This is a genomic window from Leptolyngbya sp. FACHB-321 (assembly GCF_014695975.1).
Lineage (GTDB): Bacteria > Cyanobacteriota > Cyanobacteriia > Leptolyngbyales > Leptolyngbyaceae > Stenomitos.
The window spans coordinates 65,012-87,543 of sequence record NZ_JACJPI010000058.1; the positions used below are offsets into that span (position 1 = coordinate 65,012).

Genomic DNA, 22,532 nt, shown 5'->3' on the forward strand with positions numbered 1-22,532 from the left:
GGATCGTGACTGTGTTAAATCTGACCAGAGTGCCACCTGGCAACCATCCCAAAGCCCTTGCCTTCTAGAAAAAAGCATAATCAGGACTCAAATCTAATGACGGCACAGGGTCTACCAGTTCAATATTTAGGTTAGAACGATGCGAGTCTCAAGACTCGTTGATTAAAAAGTATGTAGACTGCGATCGCTCACTGTATCGTCCGATCATAGGGGATCGAGGTCACGCTCCTGAGAAGGCACAAACGTTTTGTTACAAATCTTCGTTATGTGCGGCAGCATGACTGTTTGAGGCAATCACTTCATCATGAACACTGTGTAGACGAATCGGTTTAGGGCGCTCTTGCTGATCAGGGTAATGGCACTGCACGGCATCTTGCGCCAATGTTTTCAGTTCTGCAATGGTGTCAGCTTGCGTAAAAATAGATTCGCCAATCGCTCTGGCAACGTAACCACCTTCTGGATCGTCTTCTACCAAGAAAATGATTACTATCATGGCTATCCTTAGAATGCCGATTCTAGTACCCTAAACTGCAACAATCGCCAGAAAAAGCATGAGCGTTAATCCTGGTTGGTTTTTGCTCCTCGTGTTGGCTGAAGATGCTCAAGTAGCAGAGAGTATCTTTGAAAAAGCTGTTCAGCAATCTCGCATATATGAGAAAGCAAAAGAATTTCTGCAAAATCGGGCTTTAGAGCCAGACTTAAATCCTAATGATTGGAGCGATTTGTGTCTTGCTTATGACCTTTTCTATCCAGATGGTTTTACTAAGATCCTGAATGACATTGCTGCTGATCGAAGTTCAATCATGCCCGGAGACGAGCTAGAGGAGGCAACCTTAGCTCTTAAGATAACTGATCGTGAAAGTGCCACGATGATACTGTGGGTCGGCTTGGGATATGAGCAAACAAGCAGACTTCCAGGCTATTTTGGCAATATGTTTGTTCCGCCAAAGGATGTAGCTGATGTTTTGCAGACAGTGGAGCAAATTTTAGGAGAGCTAAACTCAGCTGAGTTTGATAAGAGGGCAGAGGCAGTTTATGCCTTGGGCTACTACAAAAACTTTCCTCAAACGCTTTTATCATTGCTTCTCTCTTCTTTGCGTACTGCTTTACATGAAGGAAATGGACTGTTGGCTTTAAGCTATCCACATATCGGTGATCTTCTTTAGTCCTGTGACTAAAGGCGATCGCTAAAGCAGGGTAGAGTTCGATGCGATATTGAAGGACACATTGATCGCCTGCTTGACTAATGCGATCAACTGAAGGTGCAGGAGCCAGTGCACTCGATCATTGCTGTGTTGGTTCAAGATGCAATCACTAAGGGAACAGCGCTTCATTTTTTAACCCTGCTTAATCTTGCGTCATTAAGTATTATTACTCCCTGCGTGATATGATGACAGCGGTCTCTGGTGCTGCCAGTAAAAGACTGGAACTCATCACATTGAAGTCTTTACTTTAAAGACGTGCGATCGTTGAGTTTCTTTGTTGTGTCAGTATGGCTGAAACAGCGAGTTGATCCTTTTGACGATGCAAACCACTGAAACAGGCGCACCTTCACAGCCCAGTGACAGCTCAACGAAGCCGAATGCTTCGATGCAGGAGTACTACCAACTCCAACGCGAGTTGCTGCTCACGACGCTAGTGCTGACGGGGATAATTTTCCTCACCGTTTGCTTTTTTTACCCGCTCAACATTGCTCTGAATTATTTACTTGGAGCGTGCACAGGTGTGGTTTACTTGAAAGTGTTGGCTAGAAACGTTGAGCAGATAGGCAATGGGAATAGCAAGGTTGGCAAATCCCAGATTGCGATCTTCATTGGGTTGATCATAGTAGCAACTCGGTTGGATCAATTGCAGGTGTTACCAATCTTTTTAGGTTTTCTTACCTATAAAGCCGCGCTCATTGTTTATATGTTTCGTCTCTTGCTACCGTCTGACTCTCGCTAATCAGCCGGTTCTGAAACTTTTCACCCCTTAATCTATTTGGGAAAACCGCTCAAAGTCTAATGCTAAGTTTTCTCCCAGCGCTTAACGTTTTTCCGCTTGCCAGCCTTGAGGTGGGGCACCATCTTTACTGGCAGATTGGCAACCTTAGAATCCACGGACAGGTGTTTCTGGTTTCCTGGGTCGTGATTGGGCTTTTATTGATTGCTTCGATCGCGGCAACGCGCAATGTCCAGCGTATCCCTAAAGGCATTCAAAACCTGATGGAATATGCGTTGGAGTTTGTGCGTGGCATTGCTAGAGACCAGCTTGGTGAAAAAGAGTACCGTCCCTGGGTGCCGTTTATTGGTACGCTCTTTTTATTCATTTTTGTCTCTAACTGGTCAGGTGCGTTGGTTCCCTGGAAGCTGATTCGGCTTCCCGAAGGCGAACTGGCTGCTCCTACCAATGACATCAACACGACTGTGGCATTGGCACTGCTGGTTTCTCTAGCGTATTTCTACGCTGGCTTTAGCCGCAAGGGTTTGGGTTACTTCGCAAAGTATGTCCAGCCAACCCCTGTACTGCTGCCAATCGCAATTTTGGAAGATTTCACGAAGCCACTCTCACTCAGTTTCCGTTTGTTTGGCAACATTCTTGCGGATGAGTTGGTGGTAGCGGTCTTGGTGCTTTTGGTGCCATTGTTTGTGCCGTTACCAGTGATGCTTCTAGGTCTGTTTACCAGCGCAATCCAGGCGCTAGTGTTTGCCACACTGGCAGGTGCTTACATTCATGAAGCACTTGAAGGTCATGGAGATGAGCATGAGGAGCATGCATAGCTTCGATTGCTGATCTGCTGGCGGATTGCGATCGGTTCAGATTGCTTAGATGCGAGCGCAGGTGCGAAACCTGAGCCTTTAAGCGGCAAGTTGTTCATTTAGTTTGTTCATTACTCAAGGAAAGAATCATGGATCCATTAGTTGCTTCTGCGTCTGTTCTGTCTGCTGCATTGGCGATCGGTTTAGCGTCTATCGGTCCTGGCATTGGTCAAGGTAATGCCTCCGGTTCCGCCGTTGAAGGGATTGCCCGTCAGCCAGAAGCAGAAGGCAAAATTCGCGGTACGCTTCTGCTAACTCTGGCGTTTATGGAATCCTTGACCATCTATGGCTTGGTGATTGCGCTTGTGCTGTTGTTTGCTAACCCCTTCGCTTAAGCGCCTTGCTTCAGTAATTTGGTTAACCAGTACGCGCCATTTGAAGTGAACGAGTGATGGGTAATTGGTAACAGAGTCATTCTGTTTGTCTTTAGTTACCAGTTACCAATAACTCGACATCAATTGCGAGAAGTTACGAGAGACGCTCCATCCCAATTCAAGAACCCCAAACTCAAGACAATGTTTGATTTTGATGCCACTCTGCCACTGATGGCGGTTCAGTTTTTGGTTCTAGTTGCCCTGCTAAACGTGGTCTTTTACAAGCCATTAACAAAGGCGATCGAAGACCGTAGTGACTACATCCGCACAAATGAAACCGAAGCGCGTGAGCGGCTGGCAAAGGCTGAACATTTAGCAACGCAGTACGAACAAGAGTTGGCAACGACTCGTCGGCAATATCAACAGACGATCGCTACGGCACAAGCGGAAGCCCAAGCCCTTGCTGACCAACAAATTGCCACTGCACAGCAAGAAGCGCAAGCTCAGCGTGAGCGCGTGCAGCGTGAGCTTGATCAACAGAAGCAGGAAGCAATGAGTTCCTTAGAGCAGCAAGTTGAGTCATTGAGCCACCAGATTTTAGACAAACTTTTAGTCAGTCTTTAGACGTTGGTTGTTAATCTTTAAGCACCCTTAAAGTCTAGAGCTTAACAACTGAACGCTGATGACTCCAGCCATTTTGGACGTAGCGATATGGATATTCTCTTAAAGTTGGCGATTGAAGCTAACGTTTTAGGCACCGAAGCGGTTGAAACAGCTGAAGCAGGTGGCTTTGGTCTCAACTTCGACATTCTTGAAACCAATTTGGTTAACCTGGCGATCGTTGCGGGTGTTTTGATCTACTTTGGGCGCGGCTTTTTAGGTAAAACCCTGAGCGCTCGTCGAACTGCGATCGAAGACGCCATTAAAGAAGCTGAGCAACGCAAGAAAGACGCAGTGAGTGCCCTAGCACAGCAACAGCAGAAGCTAGCACAAGCTCAAGGGGAAGCGGAAAAAATTCGAGCAGCAGGACAAGTAGCCGCTGCTACCGCTAAAGCAGAGATTGCTGCCAAAGCTGAACTTGACATCCAACGGATGCGTGAAGCAGCGACCCAGGATCTCAACGCTGACCAGGCAAAAGTGATTAATGAGCTACGTCAACGAGTAGCAGCGCTAGCCATGCAGCGTGTCGAGTCAGAGCTGCCATCGCGGCTAAATGACTCGGTGCAGCAACAATTAATCGATCGTAGCATTGCCATGCTAGTAGGAGGCGACCAGTGAGTGATAGCGTCATTACCAGTGAAATTTCTGCCCCCTATGCCCAGGCGCTGATGTCTCTGGCAAAAACTGAGAATTTGAGCGATCGCTTTGGTGAAGATGCCAGCAGTATCTTGAACCTCCTGAAAGAATCGCCTGATCTCGATCAGTTTTTGGCAAGCCCTGTTGTTAGTCTGGACGCCAAGAAAGCAGTTTTGCAGCAGGTTTTGGGTGACCAGGTGCATCCCCACATTCGCAACTTTCTGCTGCTGATTGTGGATCATCGTCGTATCGCTTTTTTAAGTGGCATTTTGAAGCAGTATCAGGCATTGCTACGCGAACTAAACCAAACGGCGCTGGCTCAAATTGTTTCGACAGTGCCACTTAATGAGGCGCAGCAGCAGACAGTGCGTGAGCGAGTGATAGCCCTCACGGGTGCCCAAAACGTTGAGATCGAAACAACGATCGATCCTGACTTAATTGGTGGTGTGATTATCAAAGTTGGCTCTCAGATCATTGATGCAAGCTTGCGCGGTCAACTCCGACGCATTTCGTTACGCTTAGGCAGCACAACTTAAGTTGTTAGCCGTTAGTGGTTGGTTTTTAGTCTCAGCGCTAACAACGAACAACCAAAAACTGATCCCATCTCTCATCCTCACAACGAGCAACTCTTATGGTAAGTATTCGACCAGACGAAATTAGCAGCATTATTCGCCAACAGATTGAGCAGTACGATCAAAAGGTCAACGTGTCAAACGTTGGTACAGTGCTGCAGGTTGGTGACGGTATTGCTCGCATCTATGGCTTAGACAAAGCAATGGCGGGCGAATTGGTGGAATTTGAAGATGGTTCCGTCGGTATGGCGCTGAACCTGGAAGAAGATAACGTTGGTGTCGTGCTAATGGGCGACGGACTTAATATTCAAGAAGGAAGTTCGGTGACATCTACTGGCAGAATCGCTCAGATTCCAGTGGGTGAAGCCATGCTTGGACGGGTGGTAGATGCCCTTGCCCGCCCTATTGATGGTAAAGGTGACATCCACACGACAGAGACGCGCCTGATTGAATCGCCCGCGCCTGGGATTATTGAGCGTAAGTCGGTGTATGAGCCACTGCAAACCGGCATCACGGCGATCGACTCCATGATTCCGATTGGTCGCGGTCAACGAGAATTGATTATCGGCGATCGTCAAACTGGCAAAACCTCCGTTGCGATCGACACCATTCTGAATCAAAAGGGTGAAGATGTTATTTGCGTTTACGTAGCAGTTGGGCAGAAGGCATCGACCGTCGCCAACATTGTTAGCGTCCTGCGTGAGAATGGTGCGCTTGACTACACCATCGTTATTGCTGCAAACGCCAACGCCCCTGCAACTCTGCAATATTTTGCACCTTACACAGGCGCGACTCTTGCAGAATACTTCATGTACAAGGGCAAGCACACCCTGGTGATTTATGATGACCTTTCCAAGCAGGCGCAGGCATATCGCCAAATGTCATTGCTACTGCGTCGTCCACCCGGTCGTGAGGCATACCCAGGTGACGTATTCTACGCTCACTCCCGTTTGTTAGAGCGGGCTGCAAAACTTAGCCCTGAACTGGGTGAAGGCAGCATGACTGCATTACCGATTATTGAAACGCAAGCGGGTGATGTCTCGGCTTACATTCCCACCAACGTGATTTCGATCACTGATGGGCAGATCTTCTTGTCATCTGACTTGTTTAACTCCGGCTTGCGTCCAGCTGTGAATGCAGGGATCTCTGTTTCACGGGTTGGTTCGGCTGCCCAAACGAAGGCGATGAAAAAAGTTGCTGGGAAGGTGAAGCTGGAACTGGCTCAGTACGACGATCTGCAAGCCTTTGCTCAGTTTGCTTCTGACCTTGACAAGGCGACCCAAAACCAATTGGCACGGGGTCAACGCCTACGCGAAATTCTGAAGCAACCGCAATACTCGCCGCTTTCAGTCGCCGAACAGGTAGCTTCGATTTACTCTGGTATCAATGGGTATCTGGATGATATTCCGGTTGATAAGGTGGTTTCGTTCCTGAAAGGCTTGCGTGACTATCTGAAGAACAGCGCTCCTAAGTATGGCGATATTGTCCGTACTGAGAAGCAGCTAACGCCAGAAGCTGAAGGTCTTTTGAAGGACGCGATTGGCGAGTACAAGAAGACGTTTGCTGCGGCATAGAGATGAGGAGAGAGGGGTGAGGAGAAAGGTGTAATGCCCTTACTCCTCTTTTCATCTCACTGCTTACATTGACTGCTCTAGTTTTGCTCTGGTGAGACACTCCTCACCCTTTACCCCTCATCCCTCACTTCCGACATGGCAAATCTTAAAAGCATTCGCGATCGCATTAAGTCGGTCAAAAACACTAAAAAAATTACTGAGGCGATGCGTCTCGTTGCTGCTGCTAAAGTGCGTCGTGCTCAAGAGCAGGTCATTGCAACACGTCCCTTTGCTGATCGGCTGGCACAGGTACTTTACGGGCTGCAAGCTCGCTTACGGTTTGACGAAGCAAACCTGCCGTTGCTGAGCCGTCGCACGGTCAGGACTGTAGGTATTTTGGTTGTAACGGGCGATCGTGGTCTGTGCGGTGCCTATAACTCCAACGTGATTCGGCGGGCAGAAATCCGCGCTAAGGAACTGCAGGCGGAAGGTATCAACTACCGCTATGTGCTGGTTGGTCGCAAAGCAACGCAATACTTCCAACGACGTGATCAGCCGATCGTCGAAACCTTTGTTAATTTGGAGCAGATTCCCACTGCTTCCGAGGCATCGCAAATTGCCGATCAACTGCTGGCTCTCTTTCTCTCTGAAACGGTTGATAAAGTTGAGTTGGTGTACACACGGTTTGTCTCACTTATTAGCTCTCGTCCTGTCATTCAGACGCTTCTGCCACTTGATCCTCAGGGACTTGAGGTGCCAGACGATGAAATCTTCCGGCTTACGTCTCGTGGTGGACAGTTTCAGGTGGAGCGATCGAAAGTAGCGGCTGCTGCACCTCAGACCTTCCCTCAAGACATGATCTTTGAGCAAGATCCGGTACAGATTTTGGATGCTTTGCTGCCGCTGTATTTAAACAACCAGTTGCTACGAGCGCTCCAAGAGTCTGCCGCTAGTGAGCTTGCTGCCCGAATGACTGCTATGAGCAATGCCAGCGACAACGCGAAGGACTTGATTAGCACGCTAACACGGGGTTACAACAAAGCTCGTCAGGCGGCAATTACGCAAGAAATCCTGGAAGTTGTGGGTGGCGCTGAAGCCCAACGTTAAATCGGCGGTCATTCAGACGATCGTCTCAGTGTGTGTCTAGGCACGGCTGCCCCGCGATCGTCTGAGCCATCTATCGAAAAATCAAGGAAGCGCTGTATTCTTTTGTCGATCGCTTATGTCTAACACCTACACGGTTGAACTTCAGCATCAGGGTAGCACTCATACGCTTCAGGTGCCCGATGATCAAACCATTTTAGAAGCGGCTCAAGCGTCTGGGCTGGAGTTACCTAATTCTTGCAATGCAGGTATTTGTACAACCTGTGCGGCTCAGGTGATTGAAGGCAGGGTTGATCAGCCCGATGCAATGGGGGTTAGCCCAGAATTGAGAGAACAGGGCTATGCCCTCCTTTGTGTCGCGTATCCGCGTTCTGATTTGAAGATTGAAACTGAGAAAGAAGATACGGTTTATCACCTCCAGTTTGGGCAGTTTCAACAGAAATAATAAGAGCTGAGAACACTAGATTTTCGTTGTATAGCAGGTTTTAAGGGAGAGTTGTACCCTAAGAATTGTCTATCAGCAGCATGAAAGTAGTAACAAAACCTTCTGTCCTTTCCTTGCTGCTAATAGCAACGATTCAGACCCCAAGCATTGCAGGTGGTAGTAGCTGGAAAGTTAGCATTGAGAAAATGCAAGTACAATTTTCAACCCGAGCCGCAGTTGTTTTGAAAGCTCTTGAAGAGCGAGCTTTCGATCGTCAATGTACAAGGTTGCTGGTCGAAATAGATTACCGACCTGGTTCTCTCCGAGGTCAGTGGAAGCTACCTTCCAGTCGTGAGAATACTGCTCTTAAGGCTCACCAAGCAGCGTTAGCCTCTCTTCAGACGGAGTATAGCCGGCAATCTCCGCTTTACTTTGGGGAGATGATCGGTGGTTTAGCTCAGAAGCAGACTAACGGCTCATGGTTAGATTCTTTAATTCAATCTTTTCTACAACTATTGGGAAAAGAAGCTCCACCGTTGCTAGATTCAAGTATTCCAACTGAGTGCCGATTTACAGCCTCAGGTTTAGCAGGTTTTGACGAAGCTGATGGTGAGCAAGTTGTGTATGTACTCAATGAGTTGTGAACGGTTACTAGACGATCGCTCCTTTTAATACCAATACGCAAAGACCATCAACCTAACAATTTTGAACGTGAATAGTGATTACCCAATTCATCACTGCCGAAATTAAGCTTGAGGGATCGCCTGCTGAAGTGCGTCAAGCGATCGAAGCTAAGCTGCAAACCTATGGCGATCCCTTACGCTGGGCTGTAACTGAGGTAAATATCACTACGCAAAAAGCCATCGTGGAAGCGATCGTTACAAAAAAGGATGAAGGCTAAAGGCTAATTTTTCATCCCTCATCCTACCGCCGAGCGGAAGCAAGCTACATTCCTTATCCTTTCTATGAAACGCCCCTTTACTGTTGCCTTGATTATACCGACGGGCATTGGGGCGACGATCGGTGGTTATGCAGGCGATGCGTTACCTGTTGCACGGGCGATCGCACAGGTTGCCGATTGCCTTATTACGCATCCTAATGTTCTTAACGGCGCGCAGCTTTATTGGCAGCTTCCAAATGCACTGTATGTGGAGGGCTATGGACTCGATCAGTTTGCAGCAGGACAGTGGGGCTTGCGTCCCGTTCACCAAAACCGTATCGGGTTAATTCTTGATCAAGGGATTGAACCAGAGTTGCGCCTGCGGCACCTTCAGGCTGCTGATGCAGCAAGAGCGACACTAGGATTAGATCTCACTGAATACATTGTTACAGATGCGCCTCTAAACGTGAGTCTGCAAACAGCCGCATCGGGTGCAACATGGGGTACGATTCAAAACCCCGCTAGTTTGTTACGTGCAGCAGAGGCATTGATCCAAAAAGCAGGCGCAACGGCGATCGCGGTGGTTGCCCGCTTTCCTGATGATTTTGGGGGTGATGCACTCCAACAATACCGCCATGGTCAAGGTGTTGATCCGATCGCAGGAGCCGAAGCAGTAATCAGCCATTTAGTTGTACGCACGTTTAGTATTCCCTGTGCCCATGCGCCCGCTCTTTTGCCGCTGCCGCTTGATCCTCAAGTCGCACCACGATCGGCGGCTGAAGAATTAGGCTATACCTTTTTGCCCTGTGTTTTAGTGGGCTTAAGTCGTGCGCCGCAATTTGTGACGCGATCGCATCCTACCTTCAGTCCTCAAATGGGAGACATTTGGACAGAGCAAGTAGATGCTGTCGTAGTACCTGCAACCGCTTGTGGTGGTAGCGCAGTCATGAGCTGGAGCCAATCATCAACGATTGGAACGTCATCGCCCCGCATCATTGCAGTACAGGACAACCAGACTACTATGCAAGTGCCACCCAAAGCCTTAGGCATGGACGCAACCTGCGTGCCCTCTTACCTGGAAGCGTTAGGTTTACTGGTGGCTCAACGGGCAGGAATCAGTGCTGCTGCGCTCAAGCCATCCCTGCGATCGTTATCCCGTTTTAATGATTGAATCCCTCAACAAACAGACGATGCACTTTGAGCGCAAAGCGCTAGACTTGTTGAGAAATCATGGCTCTTTCAGACCGCCGCCAACTGTATCACTAGATCAGAATGCCTAAGCTTTGAAGTGAGAGTCCGTTCTTTAGCAGCTTTTTTCCTGTGGCACAGTTTCCTGATCACCCCGAAGTCGAACCTTTAAGCCGGACCCAAGTACTGATTGCCATGGGCGTAACGGCAGTTGTGCTGTTAGTTGCTGCCAAACTGTGGGTTCAGTTTGGTACGGTGATTCTGCTACCGCTGAAATGGTCGCTAATCGCCATCTCACAGGGGCTAGGTTTAGGGCTTGTCATTACACTCGCTAGTGCAGTGGTGTATCGCGTGTGGGGAGCTTATCGCCAGAGTGCTGATTATTATCTAGCACTGGTGCTGAAGCCGCTTGTCTTGCCTGATCTTATCTGGCTTGGGTTACTGCCTGCCTTGAGTGAAGAACTGCTGTTTCGTGGGGTGATGCTGCCAGCCTTTGGCTTGAACTTTGAAGCGGTAATTATCTCTAGTCTTTGTTTTGGGGTCTTGCATTTAAGTAGCCCAAAGCAATGGTCGTATGTTGCATGGGCAACGATCGTCGGTGTTTTACTCGGTTATAGCGCTCTGGTAACGCATAACCTGGTGGTGCCTGTCGTCGCACATATGGTAACAAATTTAATTTCTAGCAGCATTTGGAAATGGCGCGATCGCGCTGCCTCTATCTAGCAGCCCAGCAGGGCAATCGTCACATCTATCCTTCATTCAAAGCGCGTCTTGCAAAACACGTCGAGTACTTTGCCATGCCCAGATGCCAACCACGCTGACAATTGTACCCATCGCCAGCATCACTACTCTCAAGCCAACGGCATCGGTAAGCGGTCCGGCGATTGCCAACGGCACACTTAAAGCAATATTTACAACATTGTTCTGAAAGCCAAAAACTTTGCCGCGCATTGCTTCTGGCGTTTGCCGCTGAATCAACGTCTGCATCGGCACACCGACCATTGATGCCCCAACGCCCAACAACGTACTGAGACCAAGACCTAGCCACAGTTGGTTAGTAAAAGTAAACACGGTTAAGCCCGCTGCCATAATCAGAAAGCCAATCAGCGGGAGTGGTTTGTGGTGAAACTGATCGCCCCAGTGCCCTAGTACTGCTGCACCAAAGACCATGCCAACGCCTGCGGCAGCCAGCAAAAAGCCAAACTGAGTTGATTTCAGCCCAATTTCTTCCACTAGATCGATCGCCAGAACTGTCAGCGCTGCAAAAACCGAATACAGAATAGTCAACTGCACCATCGCGCCGCTCACTAAGCGATCCTTTCGCAAATAAGCTAGCCCTGCTTTAAAGTCACTCCAGGGGTGAGCCTGCACAATTTTAGGATCAGCACCACTTTTGCGAATTGGCAGGTAATAGAAGATAACGGCTGCCACAAGATACAGCCCGCCCAGCAAAAGCTCCTGCCCAAAGCGCCCACCCGCCTTTGCTAGATTAAGCACTGGGTCGCCGATCGCAAAGCCCACAATCAGCGAACCCATCAGCGTCGTTGTAAACAGCGCATTCGCACTCATCAAGCCTTCACGAGGCACCAAAAGCGGAATCGCTGCCTGTTCGGCTGGTGCAAAAAACTGCGTGAGGAGGGACTCTAAAAAGCCAATCACCAGAAGCACGATAAAGGCTCTGGGCAGTAGCGGTATTGCCAAGATAAGCAGACCGCGCAGCAGATTGGAAACGATGAGGATCTGTCGCTTGTCATAACGATCGACAAAAATACCTGCCGCCGAGCCAAACAAAATTGCAGGCAAGGTAACGGCAAACATTAGCGCTGAACGGGCAGAGCTTTCTAAACCAGGCGGCGGCTGATAGTTAACCAGTAGCGCAATGAGAAACACGAAAAAGATTTTATCGGCAACCTGCGACAAAACCTGCCCGATCCAGAGCGCTAAAAAGGAACGATTTTGCAGGAGTGTAGCGAACCCGCCATTAGCAGGACTGCTTGGAGACATAGCGTTGTGTCTTGAAGATCGTTTAGGAACCAGCTGAGTTTCTTCCCTTATTTACGGTGCTTTAAGCAAGTGTTGTCAGCTTAAGCACACCTTAGTAGCAATAGCGTCAGTCTGGCATTAACTTTAGTGCTCTAAGTTGAGCTATTTTAGTGTTCTCACATGACAACTAGCAATATTCTTTGCTGCTTCCACAATGCCTTACAACAGAGCTTCATAATCACGCAGCAGGGCAGTAAGGAAAGTGGCAGCGGAAGTGCCTCTAGGCGGACTCGAAGAACCCAGCTTAACCCAGTAGCCAGCAGCTGTTTGTGGCGATCGCCATAAATCTAGATGATCCACACCAGGGTCAGCATAAAAACTGTCCTCTCCTGCGCCCAGCAAGGCTGAACTCCAGTGTGTAAACGCATCATGGCTCATACGGTGCATTGGAAAATCGCCTATTAGTGGCACACCCCACCCATCGACTGCGATCAATGCCTTCACCACTCCACCCAGACTCCTCCACCCACAAGCCGCACTTACAGCACCTACCACTCCAGCACTGAACCCAATTAAAATCAACGGAGTACAAAGTGCTGTATCCAGACTATAAGTGCTTAATTTTTCATGAAGAAAGCGCAAGATGTGCAGCCCTGAATAAGCAGGGTAGCGATCGGCTGGAAACACTAGCCATGATGCTGGATGTAAGCGTTCCTCGCCAGTTGTTAGCAAGCCCTCAATAAATTGCTGAGTTAACGCGCGCTCGTGGATGCCAGGGCAAACTACAACCCTTACCCTATGTCTCTTAGCGCTCATTACCCATCCCTCATGTGCTCTTAGCCAGCAACTTATATACCAGTTTCATCCTATCCCCCCGGAGAGGATGTTAGGCTAGTCGTGAGAGGGTTACACTTTGGCGTTATCTGATGCTTAAACAGCTAAAGATGGCAGTACCTGAGTGATTACCACTCAACCATAGTTTTAGTCCATTTCATATTGAGGCAGTCTCAGTGGTCGCTACTCCTGAAAAACTCCAACCCCTAACCGATGTCTCTGTCCCTCAGGATCGAGTTGCGGTTTTGCTCATGGGCTATGGCGAAGTTGAAAGCTATGAAGACTTTGCCAACTATAACGAGCAAGCGCTTAATCTCCTAACAGCAAAATTTGCGCCTGTGCCGACGTGGATTTATCCTCCAATGGCGAAGCTGTTAGCCATGTTTGATTTGCATGAGTGGAGCCATCAGCACGACCACTTTATTTCACCTCATAACGCTATCTTTGAGCGTCAGCGGGCAGGTGTTGAACAGTATTTGCAGGAACGCTGGGGCGATCGTATCAAAGTCTTCAAGGCGTTTAACTTCTGCGCTCCCTTTCTGCCAGAGCAAGTGCTAACTGAGATTAAAGCAGAAGGGTTCGATAAGCTGCTGATTTACCCACTGCTAGTTGTCGATTCCATCTTCACAAGCGGTATTGCGGTCGAGCAGGTCAACAAGGCGCTTACGCAGCTAGCAGACGGTAACGAGCATTGGGTGAAGGGCACTCGCTACATTCCATCGTTCTACAACGAGCCTGCATACATTGATTTGCTGGCAGGCATGGTTGAAGACAAAATCAAAACCGATCTGGCAGTCGCACACCTGCCCTCACAAACAGGGATTGTGTTGATGAACCACGGTTGCCCTCACAAAGCGAAGGGCTTTACGTCTGGGATTGATGAGAGCCAAGCTTTGTACGATCGCGTCCGTGAAAAGTTGATTTACCGTTATCCCCTGACTTCAGTGGGCTGGCTCAACCACCAAACGCCATTGATTGAATGGACGCAACCGAACGCCGAGCTAGCAGCCAGCAACTTGATTGATCTAGGCGCAACCGCACTCGTCTTTATGCCGATCGGTTTCGCCACTGAGAACCACGAAACGCTTCTCGATGTTGATCACATCATTCACACATTGCGGCGCAAGCATCCTGAAGTCACCTATGTGCAGATGGAATGCGTGAACGATCGTCCCGAATTCCTCCAGATGGTAGCAGACTGGGCACACCCGCAAATCGAGGCATTGCTGTCAGAGCAAGCCTTGGCAGTAAATCCCAGCCTTGCCCAGAGCCATGCTCAACATAACCACGATCATGGTCATCATCATGATCATGGTCATGGGCATCAACACGGCAATGGGCACCATCATCATTAGAAGCGCCGTTCTTAGCTAGTTGTCACTAATGCCGCAATCAGGAGTAGAACCCGATTGCGGCATTAGCAACTTTAAAGGGCTAACCTGCAATAGAAGGCTAAACACTAAGCTATAGCAGTCGAAGCGAAGGTTAGGACAGACCTAAACCTTAAAATCTTCCTTTCAGCAAGGGCTTCGATTCATCCCTCATCCTTCTGCCATAGCAGCCCACTTAAGCGACATCCCGTAGCTTTCGCGTATTTTCAACTAGACTCTGAGCAAACTTATCGAAGCGTTCTGATAGCTTTGCGTCTTGCAGTTTGCCGTCAGCGTCAAAGGCTTGCCATGCTTGACCGATCGCAATATGGTCAGGAATCACCCAGGTATGCACCCAGCGCAAAATCGTTCGCAGATCATTCAGTGCATTGCTGTTGGGCTGTCCACCTAAGACGCTAATGAGTCCAGCAACCTTCCCTGAAAGCTGATCAAAGCTCATTAAATCCAGCGCATTTTTGAGCACACCGCTAACGCTACCGTGATATTCCGGTGTGGCGAGAATAAAGCCGTCTGCCTGGTGAAACGCATGGCGTAAGCGATCGACATCGGGATAACCCGCATACTCTTTACCACCATCACAAAACGGTAGGTTGAGCGAGCGGAGATCAAGCAGTTCCACCTCTGCGCCCAGCGCTTCTAACCGTTGTGCTGCAAGCTTTAACGCCTGCTGACTATAAGAATCAGCTCGAAGGCTACCCGCAATACCGACAAACTTTACCATAATTAAACATCCTCTTAAATGGATTTGTACGACCGAAAGAAGTCTAACGGTAAGTGATGAAAACGCTGCTAATTACAACTCTTTCTATTAGCAAGCTTGCTATCCCAATATTCAAGTGTGTAGTTCCTTGAGCTTCCCAAGTACACCTTTAGACTAAAGCAGGTAAAGCAAACTCGTAATGACTACGATTTTATCATAGCAGTTCGTCAGTTGTGCTGCCATTGGCTCATTCGTATTGCTGGCAGGATGGCACAAGTGGTCGTTTTTCTGCTTCTAGTGTGCAAACGGCGGCTGTGACCAGGAATACTTCGTTCGCTAGGATAGAGATGGGTGAGCTAAACTGAGAAGAAGTCCCGTAACTATGTTTGCTTGGGTGGGTGCGATCGCAGCATTACAGTCACCAAGACAGCATGATCAACAACATCAATGGGTCAGCGAGCTAAAGTATTGGCGAGCTAACGCGATTGGCAAGTTAAGGTAAAAGGCGCTGTGTATGAAAGGTTTCTGGACAAAAGCACTGGTAAAACGATTGCCACGGCGAGGCTCTACCGCAATGGGCCTAGCTACTGCCTTCTGGGTCATTGCGCATGGCATTACGCTATCGCCAGCAGTAGCACAAAGCAACCGTGAGGCTCTAAGTTACAGTGCCCTACTGACCAAAATCGACTCTGGCGAGGTAACCCGTATTGAGGTTGACCCAACGCAACGAGTGGCTCGTGTGATGTTGGAAGGAGATAAAAAGGGCGACCCACTACGCGAAGTGGCTCTTTTTGAAAGTTATGGTGAACTTACTAAGAAAGCTTTAGCAAATAAGATTGACATTGCTGTACAGCCAACCCAGGATAACAGCGCTGTTATGGGCGTGTTGGCAAATCTACTGCTGTTTTTCTTGCTGATCGGTGGCTTACTCATGATTTTGCGCCGCTCTAGCAATGCCCCTGGTGGTCCTGGGCAGGCAATGAGCTTTGGTAAATCTCGCGCTCGCTTTCAGATGGAAGCCAAAACAGGCGTGATGTTTGATGATGTGGCGGGCATTGAAGAAGCCAAAGAAGAACTGCAAGAAGTCGTTACCTTTCTGAAAAAGCCCGAACGTTTCACCGCGATCGGCGCAAGAATTCCTAAAGGCGTACTGTTGATCGGTCCTCCTGGTACAGGTAAAACCCTGTTAGCAAAGGCGATCGCGGGTGAAGCAGGTGTGCCCTTCTTCAGCATCTCTGGCTCTGAGTTTGTCGAAATGTTCGTGGGTGTAGGTGCGTCTCGTGTCCGTGACCTGTTCAAGAAAGCGAAAGAGAATGCACCCTGTATTATCTTCATTGATGAAATTGATGCAGTGGGACGGCAACGTGGAGCCGGTATTGGTGGCGGCAACGACGAGCGGGAACAAACGCTGAACCAGTTGTTGACCGAGATGGATGGTTTTGAAGGCAACACCGGTATCATCATCATCGCTGCGACGAACCGTGCTGATGTGTTGGATTCCGCGCTGCTACGTCCGGGTCGCTTTGACCGTCAGGTGATGGTAGATCTGCCCACCTATAAGGGGCGGTTGGGCATTCTGGAAGTTCACGCTCGCAATAAAAAGCTGGGTCCAGATATCTCTTTGGAGACGATCGCACGCCGCACACCAGGCTTTTCAGGCGCAGAGTTGTCAAACTTACTCAATGAAGCCGCGATTCTTACGGCGCGTCGTCGTAAAGATGCGGTGACAATGTTAGAAATTGACGATGCGATCGATCGCGTCACTATTGGTCTGACGCTAACCCCGCTGCTGGATAGTAAGAAGAAGCGACTGATTGCCTATCACGAAATCGGTCATGCGCTTTTAATGACGGTGCTTAAGAACTCTGACCCACTGAATAAAGTTACGATTATTCCGCGATCGGGTGGCATTGGTGGCTTTGCACAGCAAGCATTTAACGAAGACATGATTGACAGCGGGCTTTATACCCGTGCCTGGATGACTGATCGCATTACGATCGCCCTGGGTGGACGTGCTGCCGAGATAGAAGTCTTCGGTGATGCTGAAGTGACTGCTGGTGCTAGCAGCGACATCAAAGCCGTAGCAGACCTGGCGCGCGAGATGGTGACACGCTATGGCATGTCTGACTTGGGGCTAGTGGCGCTCGAAAGTGCGGGCAGCGAGGTCTTTCTAGGACGGGGTTTATCACCCCGTACAGAATACTCGGAAGAAGTATCGACCCAAATCGATCAGCAGGTGCGCGGTATTGCTGTTCATTGTTATGAAGAAGCCCGCAAGATCATTCGAGAAAATCGTACGCTGGTCGATCGTCTAGTTGAAATGCTGCTGGAGCAGGAAACCATTGAAGGCGAAGACTTCCGTAAAATTGTTACGGAATTTCGGGGAGAGCCAAGTGTTGCTACAGCAAACGCACAGGCTTAGCTGTAAAGACGTTCGAGCATAAAAGAAGGGTGTCTGTTAGTTGTTAGCGTTTTATCTTCTAACAACTAACAGATAACTGCTAGAAACTAGCCTTGATTGTAGTTAGAGTTCGCTCTTGCTCTAGCTTGTTCGGCGTACATAGCACGTAGAACTAGAGCTGGATCGACCCACTTTCCGGTGTATTTTAGACCCCAATGAAGGTGTGGTCCGGTTGTGCGTCCGGTCATACCCACACGCCCAATACGAACACCTGCTGGCACAACTTGTCCTTCCGAAAGTTGAATGCCACCGCTGCGATCGCTTAAGTAGCGTGTGCCATTTGCTGTCTCGACGTGCCCCTTCATGTGGCAGTAGACGTGTTCCCACTCACCTGATTGAATGACGACGGATGTACCACAGGCGCTATTATCGGAAACTTGAACAATTTTACCCGCCCACCAGTTGCGAATGTAGCTACCGTCTGGAGCCGCTAAATCTAACCCACGATGAAACTCTTGACCAGGAGCGCCATCAGGAGAGCCACGATAGCCAAAGGCTGACGTATATGCCTGGAAGTTCTCAACTGGAAAAGATGCACCACGCCAGGTGCCTCCAGTTGCCGCGACCTGGCTTGCCTTTGCTTCAGAAGCCTTTGCTGTCGTTGCCTGCTTTGTGTCCAAAGCCACTGCCCCTATTAGCCCAATGCTTGCCAACAGCAGGATCTGACCTGCTAGCGCTAATCTCTGGCTCAACGATGGGGTTAACCGTTGTGTCATTTCATCACTCCTGAACTGCCGGATGAGTCTGTAGTATGGGTGCTCAAAACTGTACACGGATCGATTGCTGCTACATTGACTTACTTCGTCGATCGTTATCCGGATGAAACTGCGGATAAGCGACAAAAAAGTCAAGCGGCGATCGGTGCAAAGATACCCGATGTATCTTACTCCACGTTCTTGATAGATGAACTTAATTTTTTAGTAAACCGTTACTATCGTTTTGTTAATCTAGCTTCTTCAACCGCGCGGTTTAATTCTGCCATTGCTGCATCGCTGCCATCCCGAACTAGATCGCTATGAACGATTTTGGCTAGACCTTTGTAAGCTGCTTCAATGACTGCCAGTGGGGCATCGGGTGAGACATAAAGTACTTTCCACCAGGGTTTACGACGGGGCGATGCTTCGACTGGCACCATCGCAGTTTTATAACCAGCCAACTCGCGCTCGATCGATGCGCACGGGTATTGTTCGGTTAGCAATCGTTTTTCGCGCAGCAGTTGTCCGATCGCACGCATGTTGCCCTGCACAGCATCAATAGCATCACAGGCAAAAATGTACGACACGCCATTGAGGGTGAAATAAACGGCAACACCCGGATCTTGTGGGAGTACGTATGGTTCGGGATAACTAAGAAACTGTTTCAACGGCTCGACATTGCAACTGATGATAATGGCTGTAGCACCAAGCAACTGGAGTTCATACAGCAAATCATCTGTGGCACGCGCAAGCGGCACCTTTGATCGCAGGGGTTGTCGCTGCTCTGCCCGTGGTCTGCCCATTGCCCACAGCAGCGGATATTCTAGCCTGGGGTCACTCATAGCCTTGTAGGTATCGGCTGCATTTCCTGGCAACGCTCTACTGCATTGCAACGCTCATCTAGGCTTTAGCTTACAGTTTAAGTTTTCTTTTGAGGCAACCGCTACAAGTACTACTAGTGGGGCTGACCGCTATAGGGGGAGCCAAACCGAGAACGTACTGCCGCTGCCTAAGGTTGAGCAAACAGAGACTCGTCCGCCATGTAGTTCTGCCAATTGCTTGGTAAGGGAAAGCCCCAACCCTGACCCCTCATATTTACGATCGCTCACTACATCCAGTTGCTGAAAGGTTTGAAACAACAGGTGCTGCTTTTCCTGAGAAATGCCAATGCCTGTATCGGTTACTTCCAGCACTAGAAAGCGGGCATCTGGCTCAATAACCATCAGGGCAGTGTTGTCAGTAGAAACGGGTGGCAGAGTGTTTTGTTCTAACTCTAGCCCGGAGGCTAGGCGACTGCTGATAGTGATCTTGCCGCCTTCCGGCGTAAATTTCACTGCGTTAGACAAATAGTTCAGCAGAATTTGTACAACACGCTGCTGGTCTACCACTATAGATTCAACAGCCAGCGGTAATTGCAGAGAGATGACCTGCCGTTTTTCGATCGCGCGCACTTCCAGCATTTCGATCGCGTTCTGACATAGTTCAATGACATCAACCGTTGACTTGTTGAGTTCCTGCTTTCCCGCTTCAATCTTGGCAAGATCAAGTAAATCATTAATCAGCTTCAGCAAATGATCCCCACTACTGTGGATCAAAGAAAGATATTGCGCCTGTTTAGCATTGAGATCACCAAAATGCTGTGTCAGCAACACCGTTGACAGACCTAAAACTGAAGTCAAGGGCGTCCGTAGCTCATGGGAGATATTGGCAATGAAGTTAGATTTGAAGCGATTGAGTTCTTGCTCTTTGGCTAAAGACTTCAGCATCTCCTCTTCAGCCTGTTTCCGTTGGATAAACAGCCCAAGTTCGGTGGAGGCTGCAATCAAGTCAATCAGCCGTTGGTCTTCTTGTCGGGCTTCAAACATATAGAACACAAGAATCGCAATGACATCATTGTTCGCAATCAGCGGGATGCCCAACGTTGCCTTTAGCCCTGCTGCCATTGCGGCTTCAGCACGGAGATAGGTGGATTCCAGCGAGACATCCTGGTGCCATTCGGTGCGTTTAGAAACCCAGACCCGACCCGGAAGCCCCTTGCCTGGAGGAAATGTGAAACCTTCGCTTGACTGTCTAAATTCATTTAAACGATCGGTTTTGCTGTACCAGGCAGGGCTGCATACCATCAGAGTCTTGTCTAAGTTAGGCACCCACGCCTCCCCAAATTCCCACTGCGTTGCTTCACACACTTTTTGGAGGGCTACCCGTAAAGCGGAATGAAAATCGGGAGAGTTGACGATGGCATGAGTCACCATCTTTAAAAGCTGACGATCTTGCTCTGCTTCTTTGTGATCGGTGATATCGACGCACGAGCCAACAAAACCAGCAAAGGTTCCATCTGGCAACCAACGAGGCACACCCGTTTCTAACATCCAGCGATACTCACCATCGGCTCGTCTCAGGCGGTAGTCACTGGTGAACGGTTCGCGAGCTTTAAACGCTAAGGCATAGCGCTGGAACCAGGATGAGCGATCGTCTGGATGGATGCTCTCCTGCCAACCATCCCCATACTCTTGAGCAAACGATCGCCCCGTAAAATCAAGCCAGGTTTGGTTATGAAAAACAGAACGCTGATCCTGACCATCAATCCAGATCAAGACCGGAGCACTATCAGCCATGGTCCGAAACCGCTCTTCACTTTCGCGTAGTGCCGCTTCGTTATGCTGAAGCTCTCGCGTTAGATGATCTGCCTCCAACAATTTTCGTCGTAACTCTAGCTGTGCAACGACCTGACGACCCAGCGCTTTTAATGCCTCAAGCTGGCTAGGATTAAGCTCACGTGGAACAAAATCGATGACGCACAGTGTGCCGAGCACATAACCGTCAGGCATGATTAACGGTACACCTGCGTAGAAACGGATGTAGGGTTCAGCCGTTACTAAGGGGTTTGTGTTAAAGCGCTCATCAGTTAGCGCATCCGGCACGAGCAAAATATCAGACTGCAATATTGTGTGACTACAAAAGGCAATATCACGTGCTGTCTCTGCCACCTCCGTGCCCACTTTTGCTTTGAACCATTGTCGTTGAGCATCAACCAGGCTTACCAGAGCGATCGGAGTATTGCAGATGCTAGCAGCTAAGCTCGTGAGATCATCAAAGCCAAGTTCAGGCTCAGTATCCAGAATTTGATACTGGCAAAGGCTATGCAGCCTATCGGACTCATTTTCAGGTAAGGGCGCGATCGACATGGATTTTGAAGATGATTCAGCAAGGGGGTGACAGTGTTTTAGCAGCAACTTTTGTTCTAGCAACAAGGCTTTACGACTGGTGGTAATGAAGTGGCTTGAAGTGATACTGACAAATGTCACCCAAGAAGATTCTTCATCCCGAACTTAACATACTGTTACATTACCCAGATGGCTTGTAAGGAAGACAATCTGAATCATGCTCATCTCCAAATTGAACTGTTAAGGCTGCTTTACAGAAGTGATTTAAGTCATAAAATCTGCCTAAAGACTGAGATTCTGCCTGTGTCAGAAGTAATGTCAATGCAAAAAGTGCTAGCCACAGCTTTCTCTCCCTGCCTCACAGTATGTAAAGAGAAATTGATATAACCTCTTACTGATAAAATTGGTCGTGGCTTCTCGATCACCTAAACCTTTAGTGAGGCAAGCCCCAGGTAGCGAATGCCGAGGGGAGAAACGTCAAAGCGGCAAGGAAGAACCTGTAAGCCAAGCGCGATCGCCTCCCTTAATAATTTTCCGTAGAGTGGATCCGCGCTATCCCCTGGTGCAAAAGCGGGGCAGTCATTCCGATTAATGAAATACAGCATCACTGATGTTGCCTCGGGTAAGAGTGCTGTCAGTTCGCGCAGGTGCTTTTGTCCGCGTGTCGTCACCGTATCGGGAAACAGCGCCAAGTTGCCCTGTACCCAGGTTGTGTTTTTGACTTCGATGTAAATAGGGCGATCGCTCCCTGTCAGCAAAAAATCCACTCGGCTTTTCTTATCCTGACCATAGGGGACTTCAAAGCGGATTTCGCTGTATGCACCCAACTCTGGAATTGCCTTTGCCATAAGCGCCAGATTCACTACACGATTTGGCAAACTGGTATTCACGCCGACCCACGTTGGTACAGTATCGCAAACCTCAATTAGTTCCCACGTGTACGGCAACTTGCGGTTAGGGTTGTCGCTGGCAGACACATACACTTTATTGCCAGGAAGGTAAACACCCGTCATTGGTCCTGTATTGGGGCAATGCGCTGTAATAACCTCACCTGTTGCCAACTCAATATCTGCAAAAAAACGCTTGTACCGTTTAAGCAAAATTCCAGGATAAAGAGTGGGGTATTGGTAAAGAAATTCAGTCATTATTTGCAGTGATTGTTATTGAACAGTGAC

General features: G+C 48.9%; 24 protein-coding genes. 16 read left to right on the plus strand and 8 right to left on the minus strand.

What is annotated here, in order from left to right:
* Positions 1-250: 250 nt before the first annotated feature.
* Positions 251-493, minus strand: coding sequence for a 2-oxoisovalerate dehydrogenase (locus H6F76_RS11095; protein ID WP_190508195.1), 243 nt, complete (start codon positions 491-493; stop codon positions 251-253).
* Positions 494-551: 58 nt separating this feature from the next.
* Between H6F76_RS11095 and H6F76_RS11100 the strand changes: the two genes are divergently transcribed.
* From H6F76_RS11100 to H6F76_RS11165, 14 genes are all read left to right on the plus strand, one after another.
* The gene (locus tag H6F76_RS11100; RefSeq protein ID WP_190508197.1) at positions 552-1,166 is read left to right on the plus strand and encodes a hypothetical protein; all 615 of its coding nucleotides are present in this window, start codon (positions 552-554) and stop codon (positions 1,164-1,166) included.
* A 358-nt stretch (positions 1,167-1,524) separates the two neighbouring features.
* Complete coding sequence (locus H6F76_RS11105) at positions 1,525-1,944, plus strand: ATP synthase subunit I (RefSeq protein ID WP_199322055.1); 420 nt, start codon at positions 1,525-1,527, stop codon at positions 1,942-1,944.
* 59 nt (positions 1,945-2,003) lie between these two features.
* A complete protein-coding gene (gene atpB, locus H6F76_RS11110) occupies positions 2,004-2,759 on the plus strand; it encodes a F0F1 ATP synthase subunit A (RefSeq protein WP_190449427.1) in 756 nt (251 codons plus the stop codon).
* Positions 2,760-2,887: 128 nt separating this feature from the next.
* Positions 2,888-3,133, plus strand: coding sequence for an ATP synthase F0 subunit C (gene atpE / locus H6F76_RS11115; protein WP_190449428.1), 246 nt, complete (start codon positions 2,888-2,890; stop codon positions 3,131-3,133).
* Between the two features lie 180 nt (positions 3,134-3,313).
* Positions 3,314-3,736 carry a F0F1 ATP synthase subunit B' gene (locus H6F76_RS11120; protein WP_190449429.1) on the plus strand — a complete coding sequence of 141 codons (423 nt, stop codon included), beginning with the start codon at positions 3,314-3,316 and terminating at the stop codon, positions 3,734-3,736.
* A gap of 87 nt (positions 3,737-3,823) precedes the next feature.
* Entirely contained in the window at positions 3,824-4,390 is a 567-nt protein-coding gene (locus H6F76_RS11125; RefSeq protein ID WP_190508199.1) for a F0F1 ATP synthase subunit B, read from the plus strand.
* Complete coding sequence (atpH, locus tag H6F76_RS11130; protein ID WP_190449431.1) at positions 4,387-4,944, plus strand: ATP synthase F1 subunit delta; 558 nt, start codon at positions 4,387-4,389, stop codon at positions 4,942-4,944. Before H6F76_RS11125 ends, atpH begins: the two co-directional genes overlap by 4 nt.
* 95 nt (positions 4,945-5,039) lie before the next feature.
* Positions 5,040-6,554, plus strand: coding sequence for a F0F1 ATP synthase subunit alpha (gene atpA, locus H6F76_RS11135; RefSeq protein ID WP_190449432.1), 1,515 nt, complete (start codon positions 5,040-5,042; stop codon positions 6,552-6,554).
* Positions 6,555-6,689: 135 nt separating this feature from the next.
* Entirely contained in the window at positions 6,690-7,640 is a 951-nt protein-coding gene (locus tag H6F76_RS11140) for a F0F1 ATP synthase subunit gamma (RefSeq protein WP_190449433.1), read from the plus strand.
* A gap of 115 nt (positions 7,641-7,755) precedes the next feature.
* A complete protein-coding gene (locus H6F76_RS11145; protein ID WP_190449434.1) occupies positions 7,756-8,082 on the plus strand; it encodes a 2Fe-2S iron-sulfur cluster-binding protein in 327 nt (108 codons plus the stop codon).
* 80 nt (positions 8,083-8,162) lie between these two features.
* Positions 8,163-8,705, plus strand: a complete 543-nt coding sequence (locus H6F76_RS11150; RefSeq protein WP_190508200.1) for a hypothetical protein — start codon at positions 8,163-8,165, stop codon at positions 8,703-8,705.
* Between the two features lie 74 nt (positions 8,706-8,779).
* Entirely contained in the window at positions 8,780-8,962 is a 183-nt protein-coding gene (locus tag H6F76_RS11155; protein ID WP_190508202.1) for a hypothetical protein, read from the plus strand.
* 64 nt (positions 8,963-9,026) lie between these two features.
* A complete protein-coding gene (locus H6F76_RS11160; protein ID WP_190508204.1) occupies positions 9,027-10,112 on the plus strand; it encodes a DUF3326 domain-containing protein in 1,086 nt (361 codons plus the stop codon).
* Positions 10,113-10,324: 212 nt separating this feature from the next.
* Positions 10,325-10,852 (plus strand): CPBP family intramembrane glutamic endopeptidase, encoded by a 528-nt coding sequence (locus H6F76_RS11165; RefSeq protein WP_190508944.1) that lies wholly within the window; start codon positions 10,325-10,327, stop codon positions 10,850-10,852.
* A gap of 36 nt (positions 10,853-10,888) precedes the next feature.
* Here the strand turns inward: H6F76_RS11165 and H6F76_RS11170 are convergent, their stop codons facing one another.
* Positions 10,889-12,133, minus strand: a complete 1,245-nt coding sequence (locus H6F76_RS11170) for an MFS transporter (RefSeq protein ID WP_190508206.1) — start codon at positions 12,131-12,133, stop codon at positions 10,889-10,891.
* Positions 12,134-12,331: 198 nt separating this feature from the next.
* Positions 12,332-12,928, minus strand: coding sequence for a hypothetical protein (locus H6F76_RS11175; protein WP_190508208.1), 597 nt, complete (start codon positions 12,926-12,928; stop codon positions 12,332-12,334).
* Positions 12,929-13,122: 194 nt separating this feature from the next.
* On the opposite strand from H6F76_RS11175, the gene H6F76_RS11180 reads away from it, so the two are divergent.
* On the plus strand, positions 13,123-14,301 hold the full coding sequence (locus H6F76_RS11180) for a ferrochelatase (protein WP_190508210.1): 1,179 nt from the start codon (positions 13,123-13,125) through the stop codon (positions 14,299-14,301).
* A 211-nt stretch (positions 14,302-14,512) separates the two neighbouring features.
* Here the strand turns inward: H6F76_RS11180 and H6F76_RS11185 are convergent, their stop codons facing one another.
* Positions 14,513-15,058, minus strand: a complete 546-nt coding sequence (locus tag H6F76_RS11185) for an NAD(P)H-dependent oxidoreductase (protein ID WP_190449441.1) — start codon at positions 15,056-15,058, stop codon at positions 14,513-14,515.
* A gap of 553 nt (positions 15,059-15,611) precedes the next feature.
* Here H6F76_RS11185 and ftsH point away from each other — a divergent pair.
* Positions 15,612-17,459, plus strand: a complete 1,848-nt coding sequence (gene ftsH, locus H6F76_RS11190; protein ID WP_347276019.1) for an ATP-dependent zinc metalloprotease FtsH — start codon at positions 15,612-15,614, stop codon at positions 17,457-17,459.
* An 86-nt stretch (positions 17,460-17,545) separates the two neighbouring features.
* On the opposite strand, the gene H6F76_RS11195 is transcribed toward ftsH, so the two are convergent.
* The 4 genes from H6F76_RS11195 to sfsA form a co-directional block, all read right to left on the minus strand.
* Positions 17,546-18,214 carry a M23 family metallopeptidase gene (locus tag H6F76_RS11195; RefSeq protein ID WP_190508214.1) on the minus strand — a complete coding sequence of 223 codons (669 nt, stop codon included), beginning with the start codon at positions 18,212-18,214 and terminating at the stop codon, positions 17,546-17,548.
* 215 nt (positions 18,215-18,429) lie between these two features.
* Positions 18,430-19,035: a hypothetical protein gene (locus tag H6F76_RS11200; RefSeq protein WP_190449444.1), complete on the minus strand. Its 606-nt coding sequence runs from the start codon at positions 19,033-19,035 to the stop codon at positions 18,430-18,432.
* 129 nt (positions 19,036-19,164) lie between these two features.
* On the minus strand, positions 19,165-21,378 hold the full coding sequence (locus tag H6F76_RS11205) for an ATP-binding protein (protein ID WP_190508216.1): 2,214 nt from the start codon (positions 21,376-21,378) through the stop codon (positions 19,165-19,167).
* Between the two features lie 404 nt (positions 21,379-21,782).
* On the minus strand, positions 21,783-22,502 hold the full coding sequence (sfsA, locus tag H6F76_RS11210) for a DNA/RNA nuclease SfsA (RefSeq protein ID WP_190508218.1): 720 nt from the start codon (positions 22,500-22,502) through the stop codon (positions 21,783-21,785).
* Positions 22,503-22,532 lie beyond the last annotated feature (30 nt).

Excerpts from the sequence above, each read along its gene's own strand:
- H6F76_RS11170 (WP_190508206.1), bottom strand. The coding sequence starts at position 12,133 with ATGTCTCCAAGCAGTCCTGCTAATGGCGGGTTCGCTACACTCCTGCAA.
- H6F76_RS11120 (WP_190449429.1), top strand. The coding sequence starts at position 3,314 with ATGTTTGATTTTGATGCCACTCTGCCACTGATGGCGGTTCAGTTTTTG.
- H6F76_RS11165 (WP_190508944.1), top strand. The coding sequence starts at position 10,325 with ATGGGCGTAACGGCAGTTGTGCTGTTAGTTGCTGCCAAACTGTGGGTT.
- atpB (WP_190449427.1), top strand. The coding sequence starts at position 2,004 with ATGCTAAGTTTTCTCCCAGCGCTTAACGTTTTTCCGCTTGCCAGCCTT.
- H6F76_RS11145 (WP_190449434.1), top strand. The coding sequence starts at position 7,756 with ATGTCTAACACCTACACGGTTGAACTTCAGCATCAGGGTAGCACTCAT.
- H6F76_RS11140 (WP_190449433.1), top strand. The coding sequence starts at position 6,690 with ATGGCAAATCTTAAAAGCATTCGCGATCGCATTAAGTCGGTCAAAAAC.
- H6F76_RS11150 (WP_190508200.1), top strand. The coding sequence starts at position 8,163 with ATGAAAGTAGTAACAAAACCTTCTGTCCTTTCCTTGCTGCTAATAGCA.
- sfsA (WP_190508218.1), bottom strand. The coding sequence starts at position 22,502 with ATGACTGAATTTCTTTACCAATACCCCACTCTTTATCCTGGAATTTTG.
- H6F76_RS11105 (WP_199322055.1), top strand. The coding sequence starts at position 1,525 with ATGCAAACCACTGAAACAGGCGCACCTTCACAGCCCAGTGACAGCTCA.
- H6F76_RS11185 (WP_190449441.1), bottom strand. The coding sequence starts at position 15,058 with ATGGTAAAGTTTGTCGGTATTGCGGGTAGCCTTCGAGCTGATTCTTAT.
- atpE (WP_190449428.1), top strand. The coding sequence starts at position 2,888 with ATGGATCCATTAGTTGCTTCTGCGTCTGTTCTGTCTGCTGCATTGGCG.
- H6F76_RS11160 (WP_190508204.1), top strand. The coding sequence starts at position 9,027 with ATGAAACGCCCCTTTACTGTTGCCTTGATTATACCGACGGGCATTGGG.
- H6F76_RS11195 (WP_190508214.1), bottom strand. The coding sequence starts at position 18,214 with ATGACACAACGGTTAACCCCATCGTTGAGCCAGAGATTAGCGCTAGCA.
- H6F76_RS11125 (WP_190508199.1), top strand. The coding sequence starts at position 3,824 with ATGGATATTCTCTTAAAGTTGGCGATTGAAGCTAACGTTTTAGGCACC.
- H6F76_RS11175 (WP_190508208.1), bottom strand. The coding sequence starts at position 12,928 with ATGAGCGCTAAGAGACATAGGGTAAGGGTTGTAGTTTGCCCTGGCATC.
- ftsH (WP_347276019.1), top strand. The coding sequence starts at position 15,612 with ATGGGCCTAGCTACTGCCTTCTGGGTCATTGCGCATGGCATTACGCTA.
- atpA (WP_190449432.1), top strand. The coding sequence starts at position 5,040 with ATGGTAAGTATTCGACCAGACGAAATTAGCAGCATTATTCGCCAACAG.
- H6F76_RS11100 (WP_190508197.1), top strand. The coding sequence starts at position 552 with ATGAGCGTTAATCCTGGTTGGTTTTTGCTCCTCGTGTTGGCTGAAGAT.
- H6F76_RS11095 (WP_190508195.1), bottom strand. The coding sequence starts at position 493 with ATGATAGTAATCATTTTCTTGGTAGAAGACGATCCAGAAGGTGGTTAC.
- H6F76_RS11205 (WP_190508216.1), bottom strand. The coding sequence starts at position 21,378 with ATGTCGATCGCGCCCTTACCTGAAAATGAGTCCGATAGGCTGCATAGC.
- H6F76_RS11200 (WP_190449444.1), bottom strand. The coding sequence starts at position 19,035 with ATGAGTGACCCCAGGCTAGAATATCCGCTGCTGTGGGCAATGGGCAGA.